The organism is Comamonas sp. FUJ_7 (genome assembly GCF_057369555.1).
Genome location: NZ_JBXXZI010000005.1, coordinates 25968 through 50811, shown reverse-complemented (window position 1 = coordinate 50811; position 24844 = coordinate 25968). Strand labels below are relative to the sequence as shown.

Below are 24844 nucleotides of genomic sequence, written 5' to 3'. Positions count from 1 at the left end.
TATGCGCTGCTCGCTAAGGAAGGGGGACGACAGCCTCGCTGCGGGGCGGCCCTTGCTTGCTGTCTCCCACTCGCGTAAACGTCCGCCAGCGAAGTAGGCGTCACCCGTAGCCCACCGACTTGCCAGTTCAGTTTCATTACCTTGCCCCGTAGCGTCAGCTGCGGGGCTTTTTTAATTCAAGCAAGCGTTTCAAAAAAATCAAAGCACTCCCATGTCCCACGCACGAGTGCTGCGGCTACCATCCGTAGCCATGGATTCAGCCACCACCAGCCACATCAAAGCCCTCAGCGACCGTATTCGTTCCGCTGCCCATGACAAAACACCACTGCGCATTCGCGGCGGCGGCAGCAAGGACTTCTATGGCCTCACGCTGCAGGGGGAGCTGCTCGATACCCGCGCACTCAGCGGCATCGTCAGCTATGAGCCCAGCGAACTGGTAGTCACGGTGCTGGCCGGCACGCCACTGGCCGAGCTGGAAGCGACTCTGGCCGCTCAAGGCCAATGCCTGGCCTTCGAGCCGCCGCACTTTGGCGCAGGCAGCACCGTGGGCGGCATGGTGGCCGCAGGCCTTTCCGGGCCCTCACGCGCCAATGTGGGTGCCGTGCGCGACTTTGTACTGGGGCTGGAGATGATCAACGGCCAGGGCGAAGTGCTGCGCTATGGCGGCCAGGTCATGAAGAACGTGGCGGGCTATGACGTCTCGCGCCTGATGGCAGGCAGCTGGGGCACGCTGGGCCTGATTACCGAGGTCAGCCTCAAGGTGCTGCCTATGGCCCCGGCCGAGGCCACGCTGCGCTTTGACGACTGCAGCCAGCAGCAGGCGCTGCAGTGGCTCAACCAGTGGGGCGGCCAGCCGCTGCCGCTGAACGCCAGTAACTGGTTGCAGGAAGAAGGCAGCAGCGGCACGCTGTATCTGCGTCTGCGCGGTGCCCGTGCAGCCGTACAAGCCGCCTGCCTGCGCCTGGGCGGAGAGCGCCTGGATACCGAGGCCGTTGCAGCAGACTGGAGCGCCAGTCGCGACCTGAGCTTGCCCTGGTTTCAGCAACGTGCTGCCGACCACTGCCTGTGGCGCCTGTCCGTGCCCGCGACCACGGCCCCTTTGCAGTTGCCCGCCGATGCCATCGGCCCATTCATCGACTGGCATGGTGCCCAGCGCTGGGTGCAGGCGCCGCGCACTGCTGCGGCTGCGCTGCAGCAGCTGGCGCAGGCTGCAGGCGGATCCGCTTCCCTTTTCAGAGCTGAAAGCGTAGACCAGATAAGCGGTACAAGCGATTTTGATACACATGCGCAAAGCAGTGCCGCTGGCCGCACGGCGGCACAGATTCATGCGCGACTCAAGCAGGCGTTTGACCCTGCAGGCATCTTCAACGTGGGCCGTCTTTCCAGCGCCTGGTAAGCGCCGCTCACACATGCGCCGACTGCATTTACTGACCGACAGGCACCGCACCAGCGCCAGCAACCGCGCTCTCGGTCTGCTTCTGGCCTTCAATGCCGGGGCGGTCAACGCGGGCGGTTTTCTGGTCGTGCACATTTACACCTCGCACCTGACGGGAGTGGTCTCACAGCTAGCCGACAACCTGGTACTGGGCAACACAGCGCTGGTACTGGGAGCACTGGGCGCGTTGCTGGCCTTTGTCTTCGGCGCGGCCACCACGGCCGTGCTGGTCAACTGGGCGCGCCACCGCAAGCTGCGCAGCAGCTACGCCCTGCCGCTGTTGCTGGAGGCCGCACTCATGCTGGTCTTCGGGTTGCTGGGGGCCGTCACCTTGAGCTGGTCCACCCCGTTTACCGTGCCGCTGACCGTGCTGCTCCTGGCCTTCATCATGGGGCTGCAAAACGCGACCGTCACCAAAATGTCCTCAGCCCAGATTCGCACTACCCACATGACGGGCGTCATCACCGACCTCGGAATGGAACTGGGACGAGCCCTGTACTGGAATCGCCACAGCAGCCCTCCTGATCGTCATATCCATGCCAACAAGGCCCGGCTCAAGCTGTTCTCCGGTCTGCTCGGCATGTTTTTGCTGGGCGGTATTTCTGGTGCTGCGGGCTTCAAACATCTGGGCTTCATCTTTGTGGTCCCGCTCGCCATCGTGCTGTGCGTTCTGTCGCTGCCGCCTTTGTGGGCAGATCGCACACGCCTTTCACGCCCCCATCCTCTTCTTTGACAGGTGGTCTTGCCATGCAAACCAATCTCGCACCCGAATACCGCGCCACACCCGAAGGGCTGGAAGCTGAAGCCATCCTGCGCAAATGCGTGCACTGCGGCTTCTGTACCGCCACCTGCCCTACTTATCAAACGCTGGGCGATGAGCTGGACGGCCCGCGTGGTCGTATCTACCTCATCAAACAGGTGCTGGAAGGCCAGACACCTACGCGCTCCACGCAGCAGCACCTGGACCGCTGCCTGACTTGCCGCAACTGCGAATCCACCTGCCCCAGCGGCGTGCAGTACGGCCACCTGGTCGATATCGGCCGCAAGCTTGTCGACGAGCAGGTTGATCGACCCACAGGTGAAAAGCTGCAACGCTGGCTGCTCAAGGAGGGCATGAACTCCTCGCTGTTTGCCCCGGCCCTCAAGCTGGGACGTGCCGTCAAGGGTTTGCTGCCCGAGTCGCTGGCCGAGAAGATTCCCGCTGCGCAGGACGCTGGCATCTGGCCCACGCGTGAACATGCGCGCAAGGTGCTGCTGCTCGCTGGCTGCGTGCAACCTGCCATGATGCCGCGCATCAATTACGCCACGGCGCGTGTGCTGGACGCCGTGGGCGTGCAGGCCGTGATTGCCGGCAATGCCGGCTGCTGCGGCGCGGTGAAGTTTCACCTCAACGACCAGGACGGCGGCAAGGCCCAGATGCGCGCCAATATCGACGCCTGGTGGCCGCTGGTGGAGCGCGGCGGGGTCGAATCCATTGTGATGAACGCATCAGGCTGCGGCGCCACCGTCAAGGAATACGGCCACCTGCTGCGCCACGAGCCGAAATACGCAGAAAAAGCCGCACGCATCAGCGCGTTGACCAAGGATTTGAGCGAGCTGCTGCCGGCCATGCTGCCCGAGCTGGTTGCCAAGCTGCAAGGCCAGCTGCAAACGCCCAAGGAGCCCGTGGCCTACCACCCGCCCTGCACGCTGCAGCACGGCCAGAAGCTGCGTGGCGGCGTGGAAGGCGCTTTGCGCGAACTGGGCTTTGATGTGCGGGTGGCTCGGACAGAGTCGCACCTGTGCTGCGGCTCTGCCGGTACTTACTCGGTGCTGCAACCCGAAATCTCTCACCAGCTGCGCGACCGCAAGATTGCCGCACTGGACGAGCCGTTCGCGCCAGCCAAGCCCGCCGCCATTCTCTCAGCCAATATGGGTTGCATCGTCCATCTGCAAAACGGCACCGATGTGCCTGTGATGCACTGGGTGGAGCTGCTGGATCAGGCCATCACCACCCGCTGACGCCCCCGTCTGCCACTGCAGTTTGCCGATGCTGGCATGATTGTGGGTTTCTTTTCCCAAGCCCACGGGCTTTGCCATGACTGAAATCGTGTCTCAATCACAAGAACAGAAGGCCCCGCAAGACCAGCAACAAGGCGCGCGTCACAGCAGCCGAGGTGGCCGTGGCCGTCCCGCGCAAGCTACGCAGCAGGCTCCACGCCCACAAAACCCTGTGCTGCAGCAACTGGCCCAGTGGCATCCGGCCCTGTTTGGCGAGCAACTGCTGCCCCTCAAGCGCGGCATCTTCGAAGACCTGCAAGCGGCCCACCCGGAGCTGGACAAGGAAGCTCTCAAGACTGCACTGCAGCAGCACACACGCTCCGGCCGCTATCTGGCCGCCATGGCCAGTGGCCAGCAACGCCATGACCTGAGCGGCCAGCCCGTGGAGGCCACGCTGCCCGAGCATGTGCACCACGCGCTGATTGAAGTCTTCCGCCGCCGCCAGCAGCGCACTCCCGAAGACCTGACACCCAAGCTGCGCAATCGCATCATCATGGCCTATGAAGCCTCCGGCCTCTCGCGCGAAGAGTATGCAGAGCGCGTGCAAGGCAAGAACGAGGCCACCAACACCATCGTTGCCGAAGCTCTGGCCGAAGCCGAGGCGCGCGCCGCCAAGGACGAGGCACTGCTGCGCTCTTTCACTCTGAGCGGACAGACATCGGAGCAGGAATTTGCCGAGATGTACGGCATGAACCCGCGCCAAGTGGCGCAACAACTGGAGCGTGCGCGCCGTCGCCAGCAGGCCTCGGTCTGAACGCAGCTCCCTGCTCCCGCAACGCGGGAGCCTGCATACCGGGCGCTGCTGCCAGCGCCTGCATTCAAGTCCTGATGGCCGCGCTCAGCGGCTGACAGGCTTACCCGCCCGGGAGGGCGGCATCGCAGCCAGCGCGGCGCGCGATGACCTCTCCAGAGGCTGGCCCGACAACGTTTTAATGCCCGTTGCTTCCTAGCCTGAAGCCGCGGGCTTGTTGCCGTGGGCGGTCATTTCAGCGATTCCACTTCAGAAGACCGCCCTTCGGTGTCTTCAACGAAGAGAGGAAGAGGCTGCTATGTGGTTGGGTTTATCGCTGTTTTATGTGGGTGCCGTGCTGTGCCTCAACGGTCTGTGGATGCTGGGGCGCATCGCCGATAAGGAAATCTGGATCATCAACATCTTCACTGGCGTGGTTTCGCTGTGCATAGGCATGGCCAGCATCTTCGGCCCCTCGGCTGATGCCACCTCCGTCAAGAGCGGTGCGCTGACGCTGCTGTTTGCCTTTACCTACCTTTGGGTGGCCTTCAACCGCTTCAGCGGCGCGGACGGACGAGGCCTGGGCTGGTTCAGCCTGTTCATCGCCATTACCGCCGTGCCCGTGGCCCTGGAAACCCTGTCGGGCGCGCAATCCACGCTGGACTGGTGGATGGGCATCAACTGGGCGGCCTGGGTCGTACTCTGGGGATTGTTCTTTGTGCTGCTGGCTTTGCAAAAACGCATCGACCGCCCCACCGGCTGGTTGTGCATTGCGCAGGGTATTCTGACCGGCTGGCTGCCCGGCTATCTGATTCTGGCCGGCAAACTCGTCTGACCCCCTGAGGCGCTGTGCGCCTTCCCCCTCTCTCGCTTCGCGGGAGGGGGACAACACCCTCGGTGCGGGGCGGCCCTTCCTCGGTGTTTCCGACCTGAGTAGCTTACTGTTTTGGGGCTCTGCCCATCGCCGCCAGCAACGCCGCACTCATGATGAGTGCACCGCCCGCCAGCGTGCGGCCAGACAGGGCTTCATGGGCAATCAGCACCGAAGAGACGCTGGCAAATACCACCTCGGAGAGCATGACCACCGAGGTCACACCCGAAGGCAGGTGTGCAGCACCAAACTGAAGCGCCCAGTTTCCCAGCATCAAAAGAATGGCCAAGCCCAATGCCACCGTGGCCCAAGCACTATCAAAAGCAGGAAAGCCGGGCACCATGCCCACACCGCTGGCGAACAGCGCCGTCAGAAGCCCCATGCTCATGCAGCCCGCGAACATGGCCAGCATGCGAGCCTGTGCAGGAATGCTTTGAAAACGGCGCAGCAGCACATTGGTCAGCGCAAACATGAAGCCGCCAAATACGGCCAGTCCATCAGCCAGCGACAGCCCGGCAAACAGGCCGGACAGTGATGCATCGGCGGGCAGCAGCACCAGCACCACGCCGCCAAAGGCCAGCAGCAGACGCAGCAGCGCCATGGGCGTGGGCTTTTCGCCTAGCAGCTTCCAGGCCAGCAAGACAGCCCAGGCCGGCATGAGGTAGAAAAGCAGGATGACGCGCACCACGTCGCCTACCGTCACCGCCCAGTTGAAAGCCACGTTATTGAGCCCTGAGCTGGCCGCCAGCAGCAACAGCACCGGGTATTGCCATGCCAGCCTGAGACTGGCCGGGCGAAGCGCCAGCAAGCCTGCCAGCACCAGCGCATACATCAGCGCCGTCGCCCACAAGGGGTGCAGGCCAGACTCATGCATCAGGCGAAACGGCCACCAGGACAGCCCCCAGATCAGGGCATTGAGCAGCAGAGCAAAAACAGGCAGTGGACTATGCATAAAAAAGGCTTCTAGCGCTTGATACAAAAGCGCTAGAAGCGATTCATTTTGTAGTGAATGCAGCCTGCTGAGGCTGCAGCGTCAGTGGCAATCGTGGCGGGCTACGTCCAGCAGCTTTTCCAGCTCTGCCTTGTGGTGCTTGCGGTTATGCAAATGCCACAGCCCAATCAGGATCATGGTGCCTGCAACCAGCAGGCCAAAGACGGTGATAGCGCCAAAGGCCGTCAGCCCCATCTTAGTGGACAGACTGTAGATGCCGCCCATGGCCAGAATGGCCAGCTGCTCGTTGAAGTTCTGCACGGCAATCGAGCGGCCTGCGCCCATGAGATTGTGGCCACGGTGCTGCAGCAGCGCATTCATGGGCACCACCAGGAAACCGCCCAACCCGCCCAGCAAGATGAGGAAGGGAACAGCCACCCAGAGGGTGTCGATAAAAATCATGCAAACCACCAGCAGGCCCATGAGCACGCCCATAGGAATCACCCGTGTGGCGTTGTCCAGGCGCATGCGCATGGAAGCCAGCACCGCGCCGACGGCCGTGCCAATGGCCACCACCCCCACCAGCGCCGACGCTTGCGTGGTGCTGTAGCCCAGTGCTGCAGCTCCCCAGGCCAGCACGATGTAGCGCAAATTACCCGAGGCCCCCCAGAACAAGGTGGTGGTGGATAGCGAAATCTGGCCAAGCTTGTCCGACCAAAGACGCTTGCAGCATCCCCAGAAGTCGGGCAGCAGGCTCAGCAGGTTGGCCGCCAGGCTCTTGCTCGGGTCTTCACGCAGGGGGCGCATGGCCACGCCCGTCAGCGGAATGTGCAGATTGAACCAGGCCGCCACGGCATAGATCAGGATCAGCACCACAATCGCCGCTTCAGCTGGCGTATCTACGCCGGTGTCAATATAGGGGAAGTCAAAGGCCAGCAGGTGCTGAGAGATGAACGGTCCTACCAGTTGCCCGCCCACAAGAACGCCCAGAATGATGGAGGTAATGGTCAGCCCCTCGATCCAGCCATTGGCTTTGACCAGCTGCGAGGCAGGCAGCAGCTCCGTCAGAATTCCGTACTTGGCGGGTGAATAGGCGGCGGCTCCCAGACCGATGACGGCATAGGCCACCAGCGGGTGGTGCCCAAAGAGCATCATCAGACAGCCCACCACTTTGATGGCATTGCTGATGAACATGACTTTGCCCTTGGGCAAGGCGTCGGCGAATGCCCCGACGAAAGGTGCCAGAACCACGTAGAACAGAGCGAACATGGGCACCAGGGCAGCACGTTGCCACTCGGGGGCGCCATTGGCACGCAACAGCTCGACAGCAGTCACAAACAAGGCGTTGTCTGCCAGCGAGCTGAAAAACTGCGCTGACATGATGGTGTAGAAACCGCGCTTCATGAAATAGCTGTAACTGGCACCGGCTATGCCGATGCCAAGGAAATAAGAAACCCCGAGTCAAGTGACTGGCGGTTATATCACGCAGTCTTTGTCTGACAGTGCCAGAATCCCATAGGTCTGATTGAGAAAAACCATGCCGCGTCCAATTACTGCCACCATCCATCCTGAAGCCATTCGCCACAATCTGGAGCGGGTACGGCAAGCCGTGCCTGATGCCAAATTGTGGTCTGTGGTCAAAGCCAACGCTTATGGCCACGGTATCGAAAATGTGTTTGATGGCCTGCGAGCAACCGATGGCTTCGCCATGCTGGAGCTGGAGGAAGCCCAGCGCGTGCGCGCTCTTGGCTGGCGCGGCCCCATCCTGCTGCTAGAAGGCGTGTTCGAGCCTCGCGACCTGGAACTGTGTTCGCGCCTCGGCATCTGGCATGCCGTGCACTGTGATGAGCAGATCGACTGGCTGGCCGCTCACAAGACCCAGATTGGCCACCGCATCTTTCTCAAGATGAACAGCGGCATGAACCGCCTTGGATTCACGCCCGACCGCTTTCGAGCCGCCTATGCCCGCCTGAATGCGCTGACGCAAGTGGACGAAATTTCTTTCATCACCCACTTCAGCGATGCCGACGTCGATCATGGTCTCGATCATCAGGTACAGGTTTTCCACGAAACCACCCGCGACCTGCCCGGCGAGCGCAGCATCAGCAACAGCGCGGCCACCTTGCTGCATGGTGCGCAAAGCGATGTGCGCTGCGACTGGGTACGCCCCGGCATCGTGCTGTATGGCAGCTCGCCTGACTTCCCCGCGCATGACATCGCTCACTGGGACTTGCAGCCCACCATGACGCTGTCGTCCAAAATCATCGGCACACAAAACCTCCAGGCCGGCGACACCGTGGGCTATGGCTCCAAATTCAAGGCCGAGGCGCCCATGCGCCTGGGCGTAGTGGCCTGCGGCTATGCCGACGGCTACCCGCGCCTGTGCCCCACAGGCACGCCCGTGCTGGTGGACGGCATTCGCACCCGCACGCTGGGCCGCGTGAGCATGGACATGCTGGCCGTGGACCTGACCCACCTGCCACAAGCCAAGCTGGGCAGCGAAGTCACGCTCTGGGGCCGTGCCAGCAATGGCGTGGTGCTGCCTATTGATGAAATCGCCGCCGCCGCCGGTACGCTGGGCTATGAGTTGATGTGCCATGTGACACAGCGCGTGCCCAAAGTGGTGGAAGGCGCCGGCAAATAAGCCACCCCGTCAAAAAAGCCGCTGACAGCTTGCTGCAGCGGCTTTTTTGTTTTTAGAAGGCGTGAGACATGCCCAGACCGAAGGAAGTTTTGGCTCCGCTGCTGCCAGGTCGCTGATGGCCCAGACTGGCGTACAGCGTGGTGCGCTTGGACAGCGCATAGTCCGCGCCCAGCGAGTAAAACAGGTTGACATCGCTATCGAGCTTCTGCCGCCCCACGCCCGCCTTGAGCGTGGTTTGCGCATCGAGCTTGTGCGCCGCCCCTACAGAAATCACACGCGAGCGACCTTGGCTCTGGGCTTTGCGGCTGTCGTCATAAGAGCCCATCAGCGTGGTCTCGCCCAGCTTGTATTTGATAGCGGCAAACGAAGCCCGGTCACCGCTGCCATTGCGATCAAAGGCCAGCATGCCTGCCAGCGGCCCCTGTGCATATTCCAGGGATGCAGCATAAGGCTTGCCACCACCGGGGCCCTGTGTGCGCTCGGGCGAGCCGCTCAGATGCAGCGTAAAACCGGCAATCGTGGGAGAGTCATAGAAGATGCCGTTATTGATACGCCCAAACTCCGGCGCACCGTTGTTGCTGACCCTATCGGTGGGCACGTAATAAAACCACTGGTACCAGGCCGAGGAAGCCACGCGATTGATATGCCCCCATGGGTCAAACTTCCAGTCATGGGCCCACAGGGCCGACAGCGCCCGCCCCAAGCGGACATGGCCCCAGTCGCCCTTGAGACCCACCGTGGATTCACCATGCCAGAACGGCTTTTGGCCAAAGCCTTCGTTCAGGCCCGTATCCAGATCCAGCCGGTGGCTGAGGCGAAACGTGGTCTTGAGACCTGCGCCCAGATCTTCCACACCCGAAAACGTGATGTGGCTGCGCTGAATCGTGCCCAGCTGGGCCGTGCCACTGAAGTCACGGTAAATACCCAGATCCAGAAAGCCGCTGATCTGTACTTTGGAGTCCTGCGCCCAGCTAGCGCCCATGGGCATGACTGCGAGCCACACAATGGCCAAACTACGGGTGAAATTCATCAACATTCGCTCCAGCCTGTCCATCGACAGGCAAAGCCTGCCCCTGCCGATATATCGATCAGCATCAAGGCAAAAAGAAGGGAAGCCGCGACGATAAAACCGTACGCCGCGACGACATATCTGCCCCGCGAACAGCGAGCCAGTTTTTAGAGTGAAATCAGGCTCTAGCGCTTATGTAAAAAAGCGCTAACAGCTATCAAAATTGATAATCAGCTCTGCGCCTGCGCTGTCTTCAGTCCACGCAGACCCAGCTTGCGCATCAGCTGCGTATCGGCTTCCACATCGGGATTGCCGGTCACCAGCAGCTTGTCGCCATAGAAAATGGAGTTGGCCCCGGCTATAAAGCACAAGGTCTGCACGGCTTCGCCCAGTTGCTGGCGGCCAGCGGACAGGCGCACCCGCGCCTTGGGCATGGTGATGCGGGCCACGGCAATCACGCGCACAAAATCCAGCGGGTCCACCGGTTCGCTATCGGCCAGCGGCGTGCCAGGCACAGGCACCAGGCTGTTGATGGGTACGGACTCGGGGTAGGGCTGCATATTGGCCAGCTGAGCAATCAGTCCGGCACGGTGCACCTCGGTCTCGCCCATACCGATGATGCCGCCGCAGCACACGCTGATACCCGCGCCGCGCACGGCGGCCAAGGTATCCAGGCGGTCTTGGTACTGGCGCGTGCTGACCACGTCCTTGTAGTACTCGGGAGCGGTGTCGAGGTTGTGGTTGTAGTAGTCCAGCCCCGCCTCGCGCAAAGACTCGGCCTGATGCGGCTGCAGCATGCCCAGCGTGGCACAGGTCTGCATGCCCAGGCCCTTCACTGCGCCGATCAGTTCGTTCATCTTCTCGATATCGCGGTCCTTGGGGGCGCGCCAGGCCGCGCCCATGCAAAAACGGGTGGCGCCAGCATCCTTGGCCGCCTGGGCAGCGCGCGTGACCTCCTCCACGCTCATCAGCTTCTCGGCCTTCACGCCGGTATCGAACTCGGCCGACTGCGGGCAGTAGCCACAGTTCTCGGGGCAGCCACCGGTCTTGACGGATAACAGCGTAGCCAGCTCGATTTCGCCCGCAGGCCAGTGCTCACGGTGGACGTTCTGGGCACGGTGCAACAAGTCGAGAAAAGGCATATCCAGCAATTGCTGCACAGCCTCTGCCGACCAGCGCTGCGTTTCGAGGGAAGCAAGGCTTTTGGCGGGCGCATGCCACTGCACGGGTTGGCTGGAACACGCCGCGCCAGGTGCACGGTAAGTGGTGTTTTGCTCGGTATGGGACATCGCGGTCTCTCCTCAATCAGGGGAATGCAGCGCATTTTGGTCAAAAAAACCATGAACTCCCAGGACCAAGATGCAAATAATCACCCCCAAGACAGATGCCGCAAGTTGCACCAACTTTCAACCAAAATTAGCCGACAAAGAGCGAACTTAAGCCGATATTCAAAACGACCACTCACAACTTCCGTTAACCCACCGGCTTATGCATTCAACGCAAGCAATCTCTTTCTTGAAGCACTCAAAAAATAGAGGTCAAAGAGCGACGTTAGGAGCAAAAAATCGCATTTTTGATGACTTTTACCTTCACAACAGGCGTCCCCCCCCCTGGATTAAGCTTCAACATGGCAAAAAAAGTCAGCCTATGCACCCAAAAAGGCCGTCTTAATCCCGCCAGCAATTAGGGGGTATTGCACGCGCGCATAAAAAAGCCGCAGCCCTTGCGAGAGCTGCGGCTTAGCGACGAAAAATACCTTAGAACGCGTGTGCCATCCCCACGCCAAACGAGGTACCTGAATCTGCCCCGTACTCGTAGCTCTTGCGGCCCAGGCTCGCATACAGCGTGGTGCGCTTGGACACCGCATAGTCCGCACCGACGGAGTAGAAATGGTTGGTCTGTTCCTGCATGCGCTGGCGGCCGTATCCCGCCTTCAGCGTGGTGGCTCCCATCTGGTAAGTCGCACCCAGGGTCATCGCCTTGGCCGACAGCCCGGTATGCGCGACACGCGTGTAGTCCCAGGCTCCCATTACAGCTGCCGCTCCAAAGCTGTACTTGGCTGCGACGAAGGTATCTTTGTCGCCACTGCCGTTGCGCTCAAAGGCCAGCATGCCGCTCAGGCTGTCCGAGTCATAGTTGAGCGCCGCCGAGTAGCCACGGCCTTCACGGCGCAAGGTGACTGGCACTTCGGTGCGCTCGGGCGATGCACTCAGGCGCAGCGTGAAGCCAGCAATGGTGGGCGAGTCATAGAAGATGCCGTTGGCCATGCGTCCATATTCGGCAGTACCGTTATTGCTGTAGCGGTCGGTTGGCGTGAGGGCGTGCCACTGGTGCCAGGCGGGCGAGGAGATGCGGTTGAAATTGGCCCAGGGGTCAAACTTCCAGTCCTGCGACCACATGGCCGACAGGGCACGGCCCAAACGCAAATGTCCAAAGCTTCCCTGCAGGCCCACGGTGGATTCGTCATGCCAGAACGGCTTGCTGCCGGCATCCTCCATGGTTCCGGTGTCGATATCGAAACGGGTGCTCAGGCGAAACGTCGCCTTGAGGCCACCCCCCAGGTCCTCCCAGCCAGCAATAGCCAGATTGCTGCGCTGAATCGTCCCCGCCTGGGCCGTACCGTCAAAGCTGCGGTAGATGCCGCCATCAATCAGGCCATTGATGCTGACATTGGAAGACTGAGCCAGCGCCGGTACGGCTGCCGTCAGAAGTGTGAAATATGTGGAACAAGCAATGCCAGTACGCAGACGCATGCCGGTGGTTCTCCTTGAATTGTGAAGTCGCTCTGCCCTGCAGCAGCAATGCACCGCTGAGCGCAGACAGGTCGTGGACCTGTGAGTGGGACAAAAGGCAGTCAGCCAGGTTGACTGAACTGAAGACAGCCGGGACAGAAAGAGCAGTGCAACTGCAAAGCCCGGTTGGAGGCGCCTGCTCAAAAAGCAGGCAGCTGGGCATTATGAAAGTAGAGCCAAGCCAGCGTCCACCCCCGCGTCAGCTTGGTTCAGGCCCGCAATCAGCGACTGGGACCTATGCGCTTTGCGGCCCAGATCCGGTTCATCTCGCTGCAAAACGGCTGGGCACAAGGTGCCAATCCCTGGTACTGACAGTCCTCGGTCGTACAAAGATGCGAGCGATGCTCGCTATTGCGGCGCGGTATGGGAAAGGCATTGGCCGCCTGGGCCGTCGCCATCATCAGCCAGGGATCTGACTTGTTCTGCAGCAGCTGCTGCACTTCCTGCGCCAGCGCGGTGGCCGGCATGGCCAGCGACAAACCCGCTGGCAAGGATGTAGGCTTCGCAGCCGTATCGCCCACAGCTTGCAGCTCCAGCCATAGCAGGGCGCTGGTTGCCAGCGTGGCCGTACTGCTCCCGGAGGATTGAGGTTGCAGCACCAGCGCCAGGGGGCCGCTGCTCAAGGCGTGAAGATCTGCCACAGGCAAGCGCAAGGCAGCCCCCTGCCCGGCAGTGGAGGAAGGTAGAGCGATCAGCGCAGCGCCCACGGCCTGCGCCCAGGCAGCTGGAACTTGAAGGGTGATTGAAAAGCCGCGCTCGCCCTGCGCGGTGACCAAGGTGCCTTGCTGTACCAGCCAGTTCTGCAACTGCGGCAAGCGCGCAGCACTGCCTGAAAGCGGCGTACCCTGCTCCGCCTGCTGTAGCGCAGCAGCAGCCGTGGGCGACAGGGCTGCTGCCGTCTGCAAGGCCGAGCTGGGCAGAGCATCGCCCGAAGCTGCGCCGGCTTGCCCCAACGCCTGCACCAGTGTCTGCATCAACGCCACCGAGCCCTGCTGGCCCGCCAGCAATTGCAGCGGCACGCTCTGCCCCTGAAGATTGACCTGAATCTGCGCCAGCAGGTTTTGCACAAACTGCTGCACCGCTGCTGGCAAGCCCTGGCTAGGCCAACTGACCACAGGCGCACCGGCCTGGCCTTGCACCTGCAAAGCCAGTTGCGCCACCAGATATTCAAACGCCTGCAGCTTGAGGTTTTGCAGTGCCTGCGCAGACCACTGCACTGCGCTGCCAGCCACGGGCGCAGGCGCGGGCGGCGCGCTCTTTATCTGCTGTGCAGCGGCCAGAGTTGCTGCCTGAACCACCCCCACATCCACCTCGGCCCTGCCCGATGCAGCCGCGTCCTGCCCTGCGGCCAAGGTCACGGGAAGCACAGGGGCAATGGGCCTAAGAGGTGCAGTCATGCAGCAGTCTGCGTGGAAACGACAAGGTCAGGGTCAGCCCATTGTGCCGCCCAGGTCTGCAACTATCAAAAAAAGAGCTGCAAGCGCTTGAGGAGAAAGCGCTTCAACCCTTTTTCACTTTTATTCCTGAATCAAGCTTCAGCGGGATAGAAAAGCTTGCGTGTCGCAGTGGTTTTCACGGCATCAGCAATGGCGCCAATGTGATCCGGCGTGGTGCCGCAGCAGCCGCCCACGATATTGACCAGCCCTTCGGCGGCGAACTCATGCACCAGACGGCTGGTGATCTCGGGCGTTTCGTCAAAACCGGTGTCACTCATGGGGTTGGGCAAGCCGGCATTGGGGTAGCAGCTGATGAATGTGTCGGGTGCAGCCTTTGCCAGCTCCTGCACATAGGGGCGCATCAAGGTAGCACCCAGAGCGCAGTTCAGGCCGATGGACAGCGGATTGGCATGGCGCACGCTATGCCAGAAGGCCGTCACGGTCTGGCCGCTCAGGATACGACCCGAGGCATCGGTCACCGTGCCGCTGATCATGATGGGCAGGCGCTCGCCGGTCTGCTCAAAGGCTTCGTCCACGGCAAACAGGGCAGCCTTGGCGTTGAGAGTGTCGAAGATGGTCTCGACCAGAATCACGTCGGCACCGCCTTCAATCAGCGCCAGCGTCTGCTGCAGATAGGCCTCACGCAGCTGTTCAAACGTGATGTTGCGTGCAGCAGGGTCGTTCACATCGGGGCTGATGGAGGCCGTCTTGGGCGTAGGGCCCAGGGCGCCGGCCACGTAGCGCTTGTGCTCGGGCGTGCTGTACTTGTCGCAGGCGGCACGGGCCAGCTGGGCGCTCTTGAGGTTCATCTCATAAGCCAGATCGGCCATGTGATAGTCGTCCTGCGCAATCGTGGTCGCACCGAAGGTATTGGTTTCGATCAGATCCGCGCCAGCGGCCAGGTATTTTTCGTGAATGTCGCGAACCACGTCGGGGCGGGTCAGCGACAGCAGCTCGTTATTGCCCTTGACGTCATAGGCAAAGTCCTTGAAGCGCTCACCAGCTCCGTCGGCACCTGCATAGCCCTCGCCGCGATACTGGGCTTCCCCCAGTTTGAAGCGCTGAATCATGGTGCCCATGGCACCGTCCAGAATGACAAGGCGCTTGGCAAGCGTGGCGGGCAGCTCCTGGGCTCGGGTATAGGCGGGGGTATGGTGCGTCTGGCTCATAGCCCGCCATTGTAGGAAAGCTGGCGGCTTCTGCAGGCCAGCTGGGCATTGTTTACACGCCCGCGTCTATGGCGATGACAGACCCGCCGGGTAACGAGCCTTGGCCATGCGAAAAGTCAGATTCCAGCGCTCCTCGCCCAGCAAATGGTGCAGTCCGGGCTTGAGCGGGCTGACGCCATGAAACACCAGCCTTGAAGGCCCACCCCAGACCAGCACATCCCCATGGGTCAGTGCAATACGCCGCGTGGGAGCTTGCCGCTGCAGCCCGCCCCAGAGAAAGCTGCAGGCCAGGCCCAGCGATACCGACACTATGGGCGCAGCAAGATCGCTTTCGTCCTGATCGCGGTGCAAGCCCATGCGTGCTCCGGCCACATAGCGGTTGATCAGACAGGCATCGGGCACAAAACCCGGATAGCCGGCCAAAGCCGCAGCCTGACTGGCTTGCTGACGTAAAAAAGCAGGGATGGCAGGCCAGGGCCTGCCGCTCTGCGGGTCTTGAGCGCTGTAGCGATAGCCCTGCAGATCCGACACCCAGCCCCAGTCTCCGGCATTGGTGATGGCCACCGACATGAACTTGCCACCCGGCACCTGCATGACCCGAAATGCAGCTTGTGCTTCCAGCGCCTGCACAGCCGCCACCCAGCGGGCGCCTTGCTCTGCGGCAAAGCCGCGCAGCAGCACTGCCCCCTTATCAAAGTATTCGGGGGGCTGCGCTTCAGTCTCGAACAGGGGCAGGCTCATGCCCCCATCATCGCCCAATGCAAGCTTGCGTGGGGCAATGCCGGGCCCAACAGAAAGCCTCCTTCAGGCAGGCTGGTTCTGACGCTGTGCAAACGCCAGTACCGCCTGCAGCAGGCGCTGCACCGTGGGCTGAATGCGCGCTGCGGTCTGCGGCAGGTAGTCAAACGGCATTTGCTCCTGCATATAGCTGGACTGCGTCATCTCCAGTTGCACGGCGTGAAAGCCTTGCTCGGGCTGGCCATAGTGGCGCGTAATGTAGCCGCCCTTGAAGCGCCCGTTGAGCACGCTGCTGTGCTCGGACGACTGCTTGGCAATCTCCAGCAGTTGCTGCGCCAGTGCAGGGTCGCAACTTTTGCCATCGGCCGTCCCCAGGTTCAGATCGGGCAGCTTTCCCTCAAAAAAGCGCGGCAGCACCGAGCGAATGCTGTGCGCATCCCACAGCATGGCCACGCCATGTTGAGCCTTGATGCGGTCCAGCTCTGCACGCAGCTGAGCGTGATAAGGCTGCCAGTACAGCGCACGGCGACGTGCAACTTCAGCCTCATCCGGCTCAAAATCCTTGCTGGCATAGAGCGGAGCGCTATCAAAACCATCAACCGGGCAGAGGCCGGTCACGCTCTGGCCTGGGTAAAGGCTGGCACCATCCGGCGGACGGTTCAGATCAATCACATAGCGCGAATGCGTGGCCACCAGCACCGATGCGCCCAGCGCCTTGGCAAAGTCATAGAGCTGGGGCATGTGCCAGTCGGTGTCATGCACCTCACGGCCTGCGGGTGTGAGCTTGGCGGCAATGTCATCGGGCACATGGGTGCCTGTGTGCGGCATGGAAATCAGCAGTGGCGCTGTGCCCTGGTGAAATATGAAAGGTGGAATGTGCTGGCTCATGGCCTATGTCTCCTGCAAATACTGTCTCGGATAAGGCTGCCGCTGCGTTTTATGCCGCTTTCAACAGCTCCGTGCGAGCTTGAATAAACCCTTGTTTGGCTGATTCATGCAGCGCATGTCGACCCGAAGCCACCTGCTGTTTTCCGGCCACCCAAACCTCGGCAATTGCGCAGCTGCGGTGGCTGGCAAAGACATGGCCGGCATGGGCACTCTCTGCAGGCAGACCCGCAAGCGCCGCATGCTGCGCATCCAGCACCACAAAGTCGGCCTGCTGCCCGGCGGCCAGCCCGGCAATGGCGCGGCCCGCGGCCTGCGCGCCACCCGCCACGGCCTGCAAGGTCATGGCAGTCGCCACCTGAGGATGACGAGCATTGCCCAGCACATTGCGCTGGCGCAAATGCAGGCGCTGGCTGTATTCGAGCATCAGCAGCTCTTCTGCTGCATTGACCGTTGCGTGACTGTCCGAGCCCACGCCCCAGCGGCCGCCATGCTGCAACCACAGCCGCATATCAAAAATGCCATCCCCCAGGTTGGCTTCGGTCGTGGGGCAGATGCCGGCCACCGCCTTGCTACGGGCAGCGCTGGCGTATTCGTCCGGCGTCATATGGGTGGCGTGAATCAGGCACCAGCGATGATCGACGGGGGCATGTGCCATCAGCCATTGCACGGGGCGCATGCCGCTCCAGGCCAGGCAGTCCTCGACCTCCTGCGTCTGTTCCGCAACATGGATGTGCACCGGCGCATCGGGCAGCAAGGCATGCAGTCCCGCCACGCTGGCGCTCAGGCTCTGCGGTGGCACGGCGCGCAGCGAGTGTGGAGCCAGCCCCAAAGCGGCATTCTGCGCTTTTACAGCAACGCTCAGGCGTTCCAGAAGTGAGAGCATATTGTCCGTGCTGCGAATGAAGCGTGCCTGGTCTTCACGCGCGGGCTGGCCGCCAAACCCGCTGGTCTGATAGAGCACGGGCAGCAGCGTCATGCCCAGGCCCGTTTTCTCGGCGGCACGCAGCAGTGCCAACGACAGCTCGGCATCGTTCGCATAGGGCTTTCCGCCCATGTCGTGATGCACGTAATGGAACTCACAGACCGAGGTGTAGCCGGCCTCCAGCATCTCCAGATACAGCCAGGTAGCAATCGCTTCCAATGCCTGCGGCGTCAGCCGGTTGGCAAAGCAGTACATCAGATTGCGCCAGCTCCAGAAACTGTCCTGCGCCTGCCCCCGGAACTCGGTCAGCCCCGCAAACCCACGCTGAAAAGCATGGGAGTGCAGATTCGGCATGCCCGGAATTACAGGCCCTGCGGCCTTGTGCGTCCGGGTAAGCACGTCGGCCCCAAGCGCTTGCAAGTCGATATCCGTTTGCACTTGCTGCAGCTGCCCCTGCGCATTCCAGCGCAGCAGCACATTGCGCGCCCAGCCCGTGGGCAACAAAGCATCTTGGGCAAAAAGCATGGGCAAAGCGTGAGCGGTCATAAAGGCAACTTTTGAAGCAAGCGAAAGGCGTCTCGACAATCCAGTCAGCTCAGGCCGGCTATGCCATGGCCTGCACCAGCGCCTGAACAAAGCGCGCGTTGTCCTGCTCGGTACCGATGGAGACGCGCAGGAAATGCTCAAACCCGGCCTCCTTCCAAGGCTTGATGATGATGCCCTGCTTGAGCAAAGCCTCGGTCACCGGCCCATTGGGGCGCCCCAGATCCAGGAACAGGAAGTTCGCCACGGAGGGAGCAATGCGCAACCCCTGCAGCGGCTGTCCCGGCTCGGCCAGCGCCAGCAGCTGGCGACGCAGATCCTCGCGCAACGCCACCGTGCTCGCCACGCCGCTGCGCATGTGAGTGGGATCGCTCCACGCCGCCAGCGCAGCGCGCTGGGCCGCCATATTCACATTGAAGGGCGAGCGCACCTTGTCCATCAGAGCGACAAAAGCGGCGCTGTCAGCCATGCCATAGCCCACGCGCAGACCCGCCAGCCCCCAGGCCTTGGAGAAGGTGCGCAGCACAATCCACGGCCCCTGGCGCTGCGCCAGCATGGCCAGCACATCGGGGTAGTCATCGTCATGCAGCGCGTACTCGTAATAGGCCTCGTCCACCACCAGCACGGTGCCCTGGGGCGTAGCTTCCAGCACGCGGGCAAACTGCGCCACATCCATCATGCAGCCCACGGGGTTGGACGGGTTGGGCAAGAAGGCGATCTTGGGAGCTTGGCTCACCGCCGCACACCAGGCGTCGATGTCAAAGCCCATGTCGGCATTCAGCTCCAGCAGCTCAACCTCGGCTCCCATCATCTTGGGATAGATCTCGTGTAGGCCGAACACAGGGCGCTGCGTCACCACCCGGTCACCGGGCGAGAGGAAAACCTCGCAAAGAATCTTGATCAGGTCTTCGGAGCCATCCCCAAACACCAGCCGGTCCGCAGCTACGCCGCAGCTTTGGGCAATCGCCTCGCGCAAGGCTGTGCAGTTGGCGTCTGGGTAGTTGCCCACGTCATCCACCACCGCTGCCAGCGCCTTGCGCACGGCAGGGCTGACACCGAACGGGTTTTCATTGCTGGCCAGGCGCACCACATCGCTCACGCCATAGCGCTGGCGCACGGCGTCGCTGGACAGGCCGGCGTTATAGGCCGGCAAAGGGCGCACTTCAGGGCGCGCCAGAGAGATCACCAAAGATTCACTCATAGATCGAACACCTTTCCGGGATTCATCAGTCCTTGAGGATCCAGCGCCAGCTTGATGGCGCGCATCGCAGCCATTTCAGCGGGTGTGCGGCTGTTGCTCAAATAAGGCTTTTTGTGCAGGCCGATACCGTGCTCGGCAGAGACACTGCCCTTGAACTCGCCGACCAGGCGGTACAGCTCGGCTTCGACGGCATCGCACTCGCCGCCCACGGTCTTGCCGTCCACGGAGACATGCAGATTGCCGTCGCCCACATGGCCGAAGTACAGCGCATGCTGACCGGGCCAGCGGGCGTTGAAGGCGGCTTCGCAGGCATCGGCAAAGCGCCCGATATCGGCCTGTGGCAGGCTGACGTCGAAGTTGATGGCCGGGTGCATATTGTTGTTGAGCTCGGCCGGTGCTTCGCGCAGCTTCCACAGCGTTTGTGCTTGCGCACCCGACTGGGCCACGATGGCGTCCAGCACCTCGCCCGCTTCCATGCACTCTTGCAGCACCTGCTGCACATCGTCTTGCAACTGGGCTTCGCTCTTGCCGTCCACATTGATCAGCGCCAGCAGCGGGTAGCGTTCTGCAAACGGTGCGCAGAGCTTGAGCCAGGCCAGCGAAGCCTGCACAAAGCTGTCCCACATCAGCTCATAAGCCGCCACGCTGTTGCCAAAGTGCGATTGCATGCGCGCCAGCACGGCCAGCGCCGAATCAAAGTCAGGCATGGCGACCAGCGTGGTAGCCGTGGCCTTGGGCGCAGGGCGCAGACGCAGCAGCACGCGGGTGATGACGCCCAGCGTTCCCTCGGCGCCGATAAAGAACTGCTTGAGGTCGTAGCCCGTGTTGTTCTTGATCATGGGGCGCAGCATGGGCAGCACCGATCCATCGGCCAGCACGACTTCCAGGCCCAACACCTGCTCGCGCATCATGCCGTGCTGCAGCACGCCGTTACCGCCTGCGTTGGTGGAGACATTGCCGCCAATCTGGCAGCTGCCGCGTGCACCCAGATCCACGCCGAACACCATGCCGGCATTCACGGCCGCTTCCTGCACGGCCTGCAGCGTCACACCGGCCTGTACCTGCATCAGGCCGGTCTGGGTGTTGATTTCTTCGATCTGATTCATGCGATCGAGCGACAAGGCAACCACGCCTTGCGCTGGCGTGGCGGCGCCCGCCAGACCCGTCATGCCGCCCTGGGGCACCACCGCCACCTTGTGCGCCGAGCACAGGCGCAGCGCGGCACTGACCTCGTCCGTGGTGCGTGGGCGCACCAGCGCCAGCGGACGCTGTGGCGGCGTACCGCTCCAGTCGGTGTGATAGTGCTCGGGCACCTCGGAGCCACGCAGCACCACATCGGCACCCAGTGTGGAAATCAGTTCGGAGAGAAATTGTTCTTGAGACATCGATACCTTTCGCGTTCCCCGCGATCAGATTCGAGCTTGCTGCGCAATCCGCCCCTGACGCACCACCGTGCAATCGGGTTTTTTGCCAAACCAGTACGCCAGCTCTGCGGCGTGCTGCACGGGCCAGAGCACAAAGTTGGCAGGGCGGCCCGAGGCAATCAAGCCTTGCTCATCCTGCAGCCCCAGAGCCTGCGCAGCATGGCGAGTGATGCCAGCCAGCGCCTCCGGGACGGTGAGTCGAAACAAGGTACAGGCCATATTGGCCATCAGCAGCAAACTCAGACATGGAGAAGTACCGGGATTGTGATCGGTAGAGACGGCCATGGGCACCTGGGCGGCTCTTAAACCCTCAACCGGCGGCACTTTGGTGTCACGCAGCGCATAAAAGGCCCCCGGCAGCAGCACAGCCACTGTTGCTGCGGCTTTCATGGCCGCAATGCCCTGTTCCGAGAGGTGCTCGATATGGTCGCAAGACAGCGCGCCATAGCGGGCCGCGAGGGCTGCACCCTCCATATTCGACAACTGCTCGGCATGCAGCTTGACCGGCAGGCCCAGCGCCTTGGCGGCCTGAAACACCTGCTCGGTCTCGGCCAGCGAAAACGCAATGCGCTCGCAAAACACATCCACCGCATCGACCAGCCTTTCAGCGGCCAGAGCGGGCAGCATCTGCTGGCTGACCAGATCGATATATGCCTGACTGCGACCGGCGTACTCCGGCGGCAATGCATGAGCGCCCAAAAATGTGGTGCGCACCGTCACACCGCACAGCTCCCCCAGGCGGCGCGCTGCCCGCAGCTGCTTGCGCTCATGCTCCAGCGACAGACCGTAGCCGGACTTGATCTCGATGGCCGTCACGCCTTCGGCCAGCAACTGCTGCAGACGCGGCATCGCCTGCGTCACCAGCTCGTCCTCCGTCGCCTCACGCGTGGCCTTGACACTGGAGACAATGCCGCCACCAGCCTTGGCAATCTCTTCGTAGCTGGCGCCTGCCAACCGCATCGCAAATTCGTTGGCACGCTCGCCGCCGTACACCAGGTGCGTGTGGCAATCGACCAGCCCCGGCGTTGCCAGGTGACCTGCGCCCTCATGCTGCGGCAGATGGCTGTATTCCGTCGGGACTTGATCCTGCGGCCCAACCCAGACCATGCGCCCGCCCTGCACCACAATGCAGGCCAGTTGCGCTGCGGCGATCTCTGCATCCGCCACAAACAAATCGGCAGCCAGACGCAGATTGCGCCAGCATCCATCTGCGCTGGGACGGTGGGTGGCGACAGGCGTCATGCAATGATCTCCTTTGAGTAATTCTGATTTGATAGCTGTTTGCGCTTGATGCCAAACGTTTTCACTATCAATTGTTTTTGAAGTTATTGAATATCTTGCGCTAAATGCTCTTCTTTTAATAGCAATCTAAACCTACCTCTGCAAGCCCACCCACAGCAATCTGCAGCTCTCATCTTCGGGCTGCAAAACTGCGGCATCCTGCGCACTCTCCCACCACAGGCCCTGCCCCGCCTGCAGCCACTCCTGCCCCTGCGCAAAGCGGCCTTGCAGCACCAGGCACAGGCCCGCAGCGCTGCGGCCGGGCACCATTGGGCTTTGTGACGGACGAGGCGCTACAAATTCATGGTGGCTACGGCTACACCCGCGAAATGCCGCTGGAGCGCTATGTGCGCGATGCCCGCATTCTGCGCATCTATGAGGGTTCCTCCGAAATACAGCGCACCATCATTGCGCGTGCCGTGCTGTCTTCATAAGCCTCTTTGCAGCAGCTGAGCGGCACGGCCTGAGTGCAGTCTTGCCCTGAGCTGCTACACAAATTTCAAGCTCCATCGGGCATGAAGCCAAGGAGCAGTTCATTGCTCATTCATTGTCTATCCCCGCTCATACCGCTGGGCAAAGCTCTGGAGAACAGTTCTGCGAGAGAGAAAGCCAGGCACCCTCTATCAGGTGCCTGGCCTCCGCACCAAGCCGGGGCAAAGCCTTATCCCTTTTGCGCATCTGGCCCAGGATGCCAATTTTTGGCGTCCAGGATCACTCTCGCAGCACTGATGGTCCATACCCCGCTTCGGGCAACACACAAGAGCGGGGCGCACAATAGAGCACCTTCCGATGCTGTTGTTTAAAGTCAAATTGACCTCTAGCCCATACACAGCAAGCACGACCAGCTATTGATTCAAGAGTACCCGGTGTCTTCCGCGCAATCCATTCTGCAAGCCGTTTTTGGCTACGAGCAATTCCGTGGCCCTCAGCAGGCCATCGTCTCGCATGTCATCGATGGCGGCGATGCGCTGGTGCTCATGCCCACGGGCGGCGGCAAATCGCTGTGCTATCAGGTACCGGCCATTGCGCGCCAGCAGGCGGGTCATGGGGTGACGATTGTGGTGTCGCCGCTGATTGCGCTCATGCACGATCAGGTGGGCGCCCTGCATGAAGCAGGCGTCAGCGCGGCCTATTTGAACTCCACCCTGAGCTACGACGAAACGCAGGAGGTGGAGATGCGCCTGCAAAGCGGCGACATCACCTTGCTCTACGCCGCGCCTGAGCGCCTGAATACACCTCGCTTTCTGGGCCTGCTCGACGACCTGCATGCACAGGGCAAGCTGTCGCTGTTTGCGATTGACGAAGCGCACTGCGTGAGCCAGTGGGGCCACGACTTCCGCCCCGAATACCGGGCACTGACGGTGCTGCACGAGCGCTACAGCGGCGTGCCGCGCATTGCGCTCACCGCCACGGCCGATGCGCTGACGCGGGCCGACATCATCGAACGCCTGCATCTGGAAGCCGCCCAGCACTTCGTCAGCAGCTTTGACCGGCCCAATATCCGCTACAAGATTGCCGAGAAAAGGGACGTGACCAACCAGCTGCTGCGCTTTATCGAGCGCGAGCACGAAGGCGAGGCCGGTGTGATTTATTGCCAGTCGCGCAAGCGGGTGGAAGAGCTGGCGCAGACGCTGGCACAAAACGGCATCAACGCCCTGCCCTATCACGCGGGCCTGCCGCAAGAGATGCGCCAGAACCACCAGGACCGTTTTCTACGTGAAGAGGGGGTTGTGATGTGCGCCACGATTGCCTTTGGCATGGGCATCAACAAGCCCGATGTGCGCTTTGTGGCCCATGTGGACATGCCCAAGAACATCGAAGGCTACTACCAAGAAACCGGCCGTGCGGGCCGCGATGGCCTGCCCGCCGACGCATGGATGGCCTACGGCATCTCCGATGTGGTCAACCAGCGCCGCATGATTGACGACAGCCCGGCCGAGGAAGAGTTCAAGCAGGTCATGCGCGGCAAGCTCGATGCGCTGCTGGGCCTGGCCGAAGCCACGGACTGCCGCCGCGTGCGGTTGCTGGCCTATTTCGGTGAGCAGTATGGCCAGCCGCCCAGCGTGGATGGCAAGCCGCTGCAAGCCGCTGCCAAGACCTTTTGCGGCAACTGCGACAACTGCCTGGAGCCGCCTGCACTGTGGGATGGCACGGATGCAGCGCGCAAGCTGCTGTCCACCATTTATCGCGTGCATGAGGCCAGCAAGCTCACCTATGGCGCAGGCCACATCATGGATGTGCTGCGCGGCAAGGTGACGGACAAGGTCACGCAATTCGGCCACGACAAGGTATCTACCTTTGGCCTGGGCAGCGAGTATTCAGAACAGCAATTGCGGGCCGTGATGCGCCAGCTGCTGGCTACGGGCGCTCTCGGCCTGCACAAGGTGGTGAGCGAGAACAGCGGCCATGTGTTCGACACCCTGTGCCTGACACCCGGCTCGCGCGCCGTGCTCAAGGGCGAGGTGCAGGTTCAGCTGCGCGAGGCCGTGGCCGCATCGCGCAGCAGAAAGCAGAGCAAGAAGTCAGCGGCCAATGCGGCCGCCGTCAATCTGGGCCCGGATGCGCAAGTGCGCTTCATCAACCTCAAGGCCTGGCGTGCCGAAGTGGCCAAGTCGCACAATCTGCCGGCCTATGTGATCTTTCACGATGCCACGCTGGCATCGATTGCCGAGCTCAACCCCCAGAGCCTGCAAGAGCTGAAAGGGGTGAGCGGCATGGGCGCCAAAAAGCTGGATGCCTACGGCGCCGAAGTGCTCAGAGTTGTGGCACTCGGCTAATTACAAAGAGGCT

21 protein-coding genes and 1 pseudogene are annotated in these 24844 nt (G+C 61.9%); 8 read left to right on the top strand and 14 right to left on the bottom strand.

The window, feature by feature from the left end; genetic code table 11:
* The first annotated feature begins 250 nt into the window (after positions 1–250).
* The 5 genes from glcE to AC2I9W_RS08855 all read left to right on the top strand — a co-directional run bounded on the left by glcE (position 251) and on the right by AC2I9W_RS08855 (position 5040).
* Entirely contained in the window at positions 251–1396 is a 1146-nt protein-coding gene (gene glcE / locus AC2I9W_RS08875; protein WP_486409843.1) for a glycolate oxidase subunit GlcE, read from the top strand.
* Between the two features lie 13 nt (positions 1397–1409).
* Complete coding sequence (locus tag AC2I9W_RS08870; RefSeq protein WP_486409634.1) at positions 1410–2168, top strand: YoaK family protein; 759 nt, start codon at positions 1410–1412, stop codon at positions 2166–2168.
* Between the two features lie 14 nt (positions 2169–2182).
* Positions 2183–3436, top strand: coding sequence for a glycolate oxidase subunit GlcF (gene glcF, locus AC2I9W_RS08865; protein ID WP_486409633.1), 1254 nt, complete (start codon positions 2183–2185; stop codon positions 3434–3436).
* A gap of 76 nt (positions 3437–3512) precedes the next feature.
* Positions 3513–4229, top strand: coding sequence for a ProQ/FinO family protein (locus AC2I9W_RS08860; protein ID WP_486409632.1), 717 nt, complete (start codon positions 3513–3515; stop codon positions 4227–4229).
* A 295-nt stretch (positions 4230–4524) separates the two neighbouring features.
* The gene (locus tag AC2I9W_RS08855) at positions 4525–5040 is read left to right on the top strand and encodes an AmiS/UreI family transporter (RefSeq protein ID WP_486409631.1); all 516 of its coding nucleotides are present in this window, start codon (positions 4525–4527) and stop codon (positions 5038–5040) included.
* Positions 5041–5143: 103 nt separating this feature from the next.
* Here the strand turns inward: AC2I9W_RS08855 and AC2I9W_RS08850 are convergent, their stop codons facing one another.
* Together AC2I9W_RS08850 and lplT are read right to left on the bottom strand one after the other, a co-directional pair.
* Complete coding sequence (locus AC2I9W_RS08850; RefSeq protein ID WP_486409630.1) at positions 5144–6028, bottom strand: DMT family transporter; 885 nt, start codon at positions 6026–6028, stop codon at positions 5144–5146.
* Positions 6029–6109: 81 nt separating this feature from the next.
* Entirely contained in the window at positions 6110–7411 is a 1302-nt protein-coding gene (lplT, locus tag AC2I9W_RS08845) for a lysophospholipid transporter LplT (protein ID WP_486409629.1), read from the bottom strand.
* A gap of 133 nt (positions 7412–7544) precedes the next feature.
* On the opposite strand from lplT, the gene alr reads away from it, so the two are divergent.
* On the top strand, positions 7545–8651 hold the full coding sequence (gene alr, locus AC2I9W_RS08840) for an alanine racemase (protein WP_486409628.1): 1107 nt from the start codon (positions 7545–7547) through the stop codon (positions 8649–8651).
* A 52-nt stretch (positions 8652–8703) separates the two neighbouring features.
* Here alr and AC2I9W_RS08835 read toward each other — a convergent pair whose 3' ends face one another.
* From AC2I9W_RS08835 to AC2I9W_RS08780, 12 genes are all read right to left on the bottom strand, one after another.
* On the bottom strand, positions 8704–9681 hold the full coding sequence (locus tag AC2I9W_RS08835) for a porin (RefSeq protein WP_486409627.1): 978 nt from the start codon (positions 9679–9681) through the stop codon (positions 8704–8706).
* Between the two features lie 209 nt (positions 9682–9890).
* A complete protein-coding gene (gene bioB, locus AC2I9W_RS08830; protein WP_486409626.1) occupies positions 9891–10949 on the bottom strand; it encodes a biotin synthase BioB in 1059 nt (352 codons plus the stop codon).
* A 468-nt stretch (positions 10950–11417) separates the two neighbouring features.
* Positions 11418–12413, bottom strand: a complete 996-nt coding sequence (locus AC2I9W_RS08825) for a porin (protein WP_486409625.1) — start codon at positions 12411–12413, stop codon at positions 11418–11420.
* Positions 12414–12673: 260 nt separating this feature from the next.
* Complete coding sequence (locus AC2I9W_RS08820; RefSeq protein ID WP_486409624.1) at positions 12674–13849, bottom strand: Fe-S oxidoreductase; 1176 nt, start codon at positions 13847–13849, stop codon at positions 12674–12676.
* Between the two features lie 131 nt (positions 13850–13980).
* Positions 13981–15057, bottom strand: coding sequence for a homocysteine S-methyltransferase family protein (locus AC2I9W_RS08815; RefSeq protein ID WP_486409623.1), 1077 nt, complete (start codon positions 15055–15057; stop codon positions 13981–13983).
* 66 nt (positions 15058–15123) lie between these two features.
* Positions 15124–15798, bottom strand: coding sequence for a DNA oxidative demethylase AlkB (gene alkB / locus AC2I9W_RS08810; protein WP_486409622.1), 675 nt, complete (start codon positions 15796–15798; stop codon positions 15124–15126).
* Positions 15799–15861: 63 nt separating this feature from the next.
* Positions 15862–16683 (bottom strand): N-formylglutamate deformylase, encoded by an 822-nt coding sequence (hutG, locus tag AC2I9W_RS08805; RefSeq protein ID WP_486409621.1) that lies wholly within the window; start codon positions 16681–16683, stop codon positions 15862–15864.
* Positions 16684–16732: 49 nt separating this feature from the next.
* Positions 16733–18130 (bottom strand): formimidoylglutamate deiminase, encoded by a 1398-nt coding sequence (locus AC2I9W_RS08800; protein ID WP_486409620.1) that lies wholly within the window; start codon positions 18128–18130, stop codon positions 16733–16735.
* A 79-nt stretch (positions 18131–18209) separates the two neighbouring features.
* Positions 18210–19349 carry a histidinol-phosphate transaminase gene (locus tag AC2I9W_RS08795; protein ID WP_486409619.1) on the bottom strand — a complete coding sequence of 380 codons (1140 nt, stop codon included), beginning with the start codon at positions 19347–19349 and terminating at the stop codon, positions 18210–18212.
* Positions 19346–20734, bottom strand: a complete 1389-nt coding sequence (locus tag AC2I9W_RS08790) for an FAD-binding oxidoreductase (protein ID WP_486409618.1) — start codon at positions 20732–20734, stop codon at positions 19346–19348. Before AC2I9W_RS08790 ends, AC2I9W_RS08795 begins: the two co-directional genes overlap by 4 nt.
* Positions 20735–20758: 24 nt before the next feature.
* On the bottom strand, positions 20759–22015 hold the full coding sequence (gene hutI, locus AC2I9W_RS08785) for an imidazolonepropionase (protein ID WP_486409617.1): 1257 nt from the start codon (positions 22013–22015) through the stop codon (positions 20759–20761).
* A 132-nt stretch (positions 22016–22147) separates the two neighbouring features.
* Positions 22148–22324 carry a hypothetical protein gene (locus AC2I9W_RS08780; RefSeq protein ID WP_486409616.1) on the bottom strand — a complete coding sequence of 59 codons (177 nt, stop codon included), beginning with the start codon at positions 22322–22324 and terminating at the stop codon, positions 22148–22150.
* On the opposite strand from AC2I9W_RS08780, the pseudogene AC2I9W_RS08775 reads away from it, so the two are divergent.
* Together AC2I9W_RS08775 and recQ are read left to right on the top strand one after the other, a co-directional pair.
* Positions 22324–22488, top strand: a pseudogene (locus AC2I9W_RS08775) (acyl-CoA dehydrogenase family protein); the annotation flags it as partial. The gene AC2I9W_RS08780 and the pseudogene AC2I9W_RS08775 sit on opposite strands and share 1 nt — an antisense overlap.
* A 432-nt stretch (positions 22489–22920) precedes the next feature.
* Positions 22921–24831: a DNA helicase RecQ gene (gene recQ / locus AC2I9W_RS08770; RefSeq protein ID WP_486409615.1), complete on the top strand. Its 1911-nt coding sequence runs from the start codon at positions 22921–22923 to the stop codon at positions 24829–24831.
* The last annotated feature ends 13 nt before the right edge of the window (positions 24832–24844 follow it).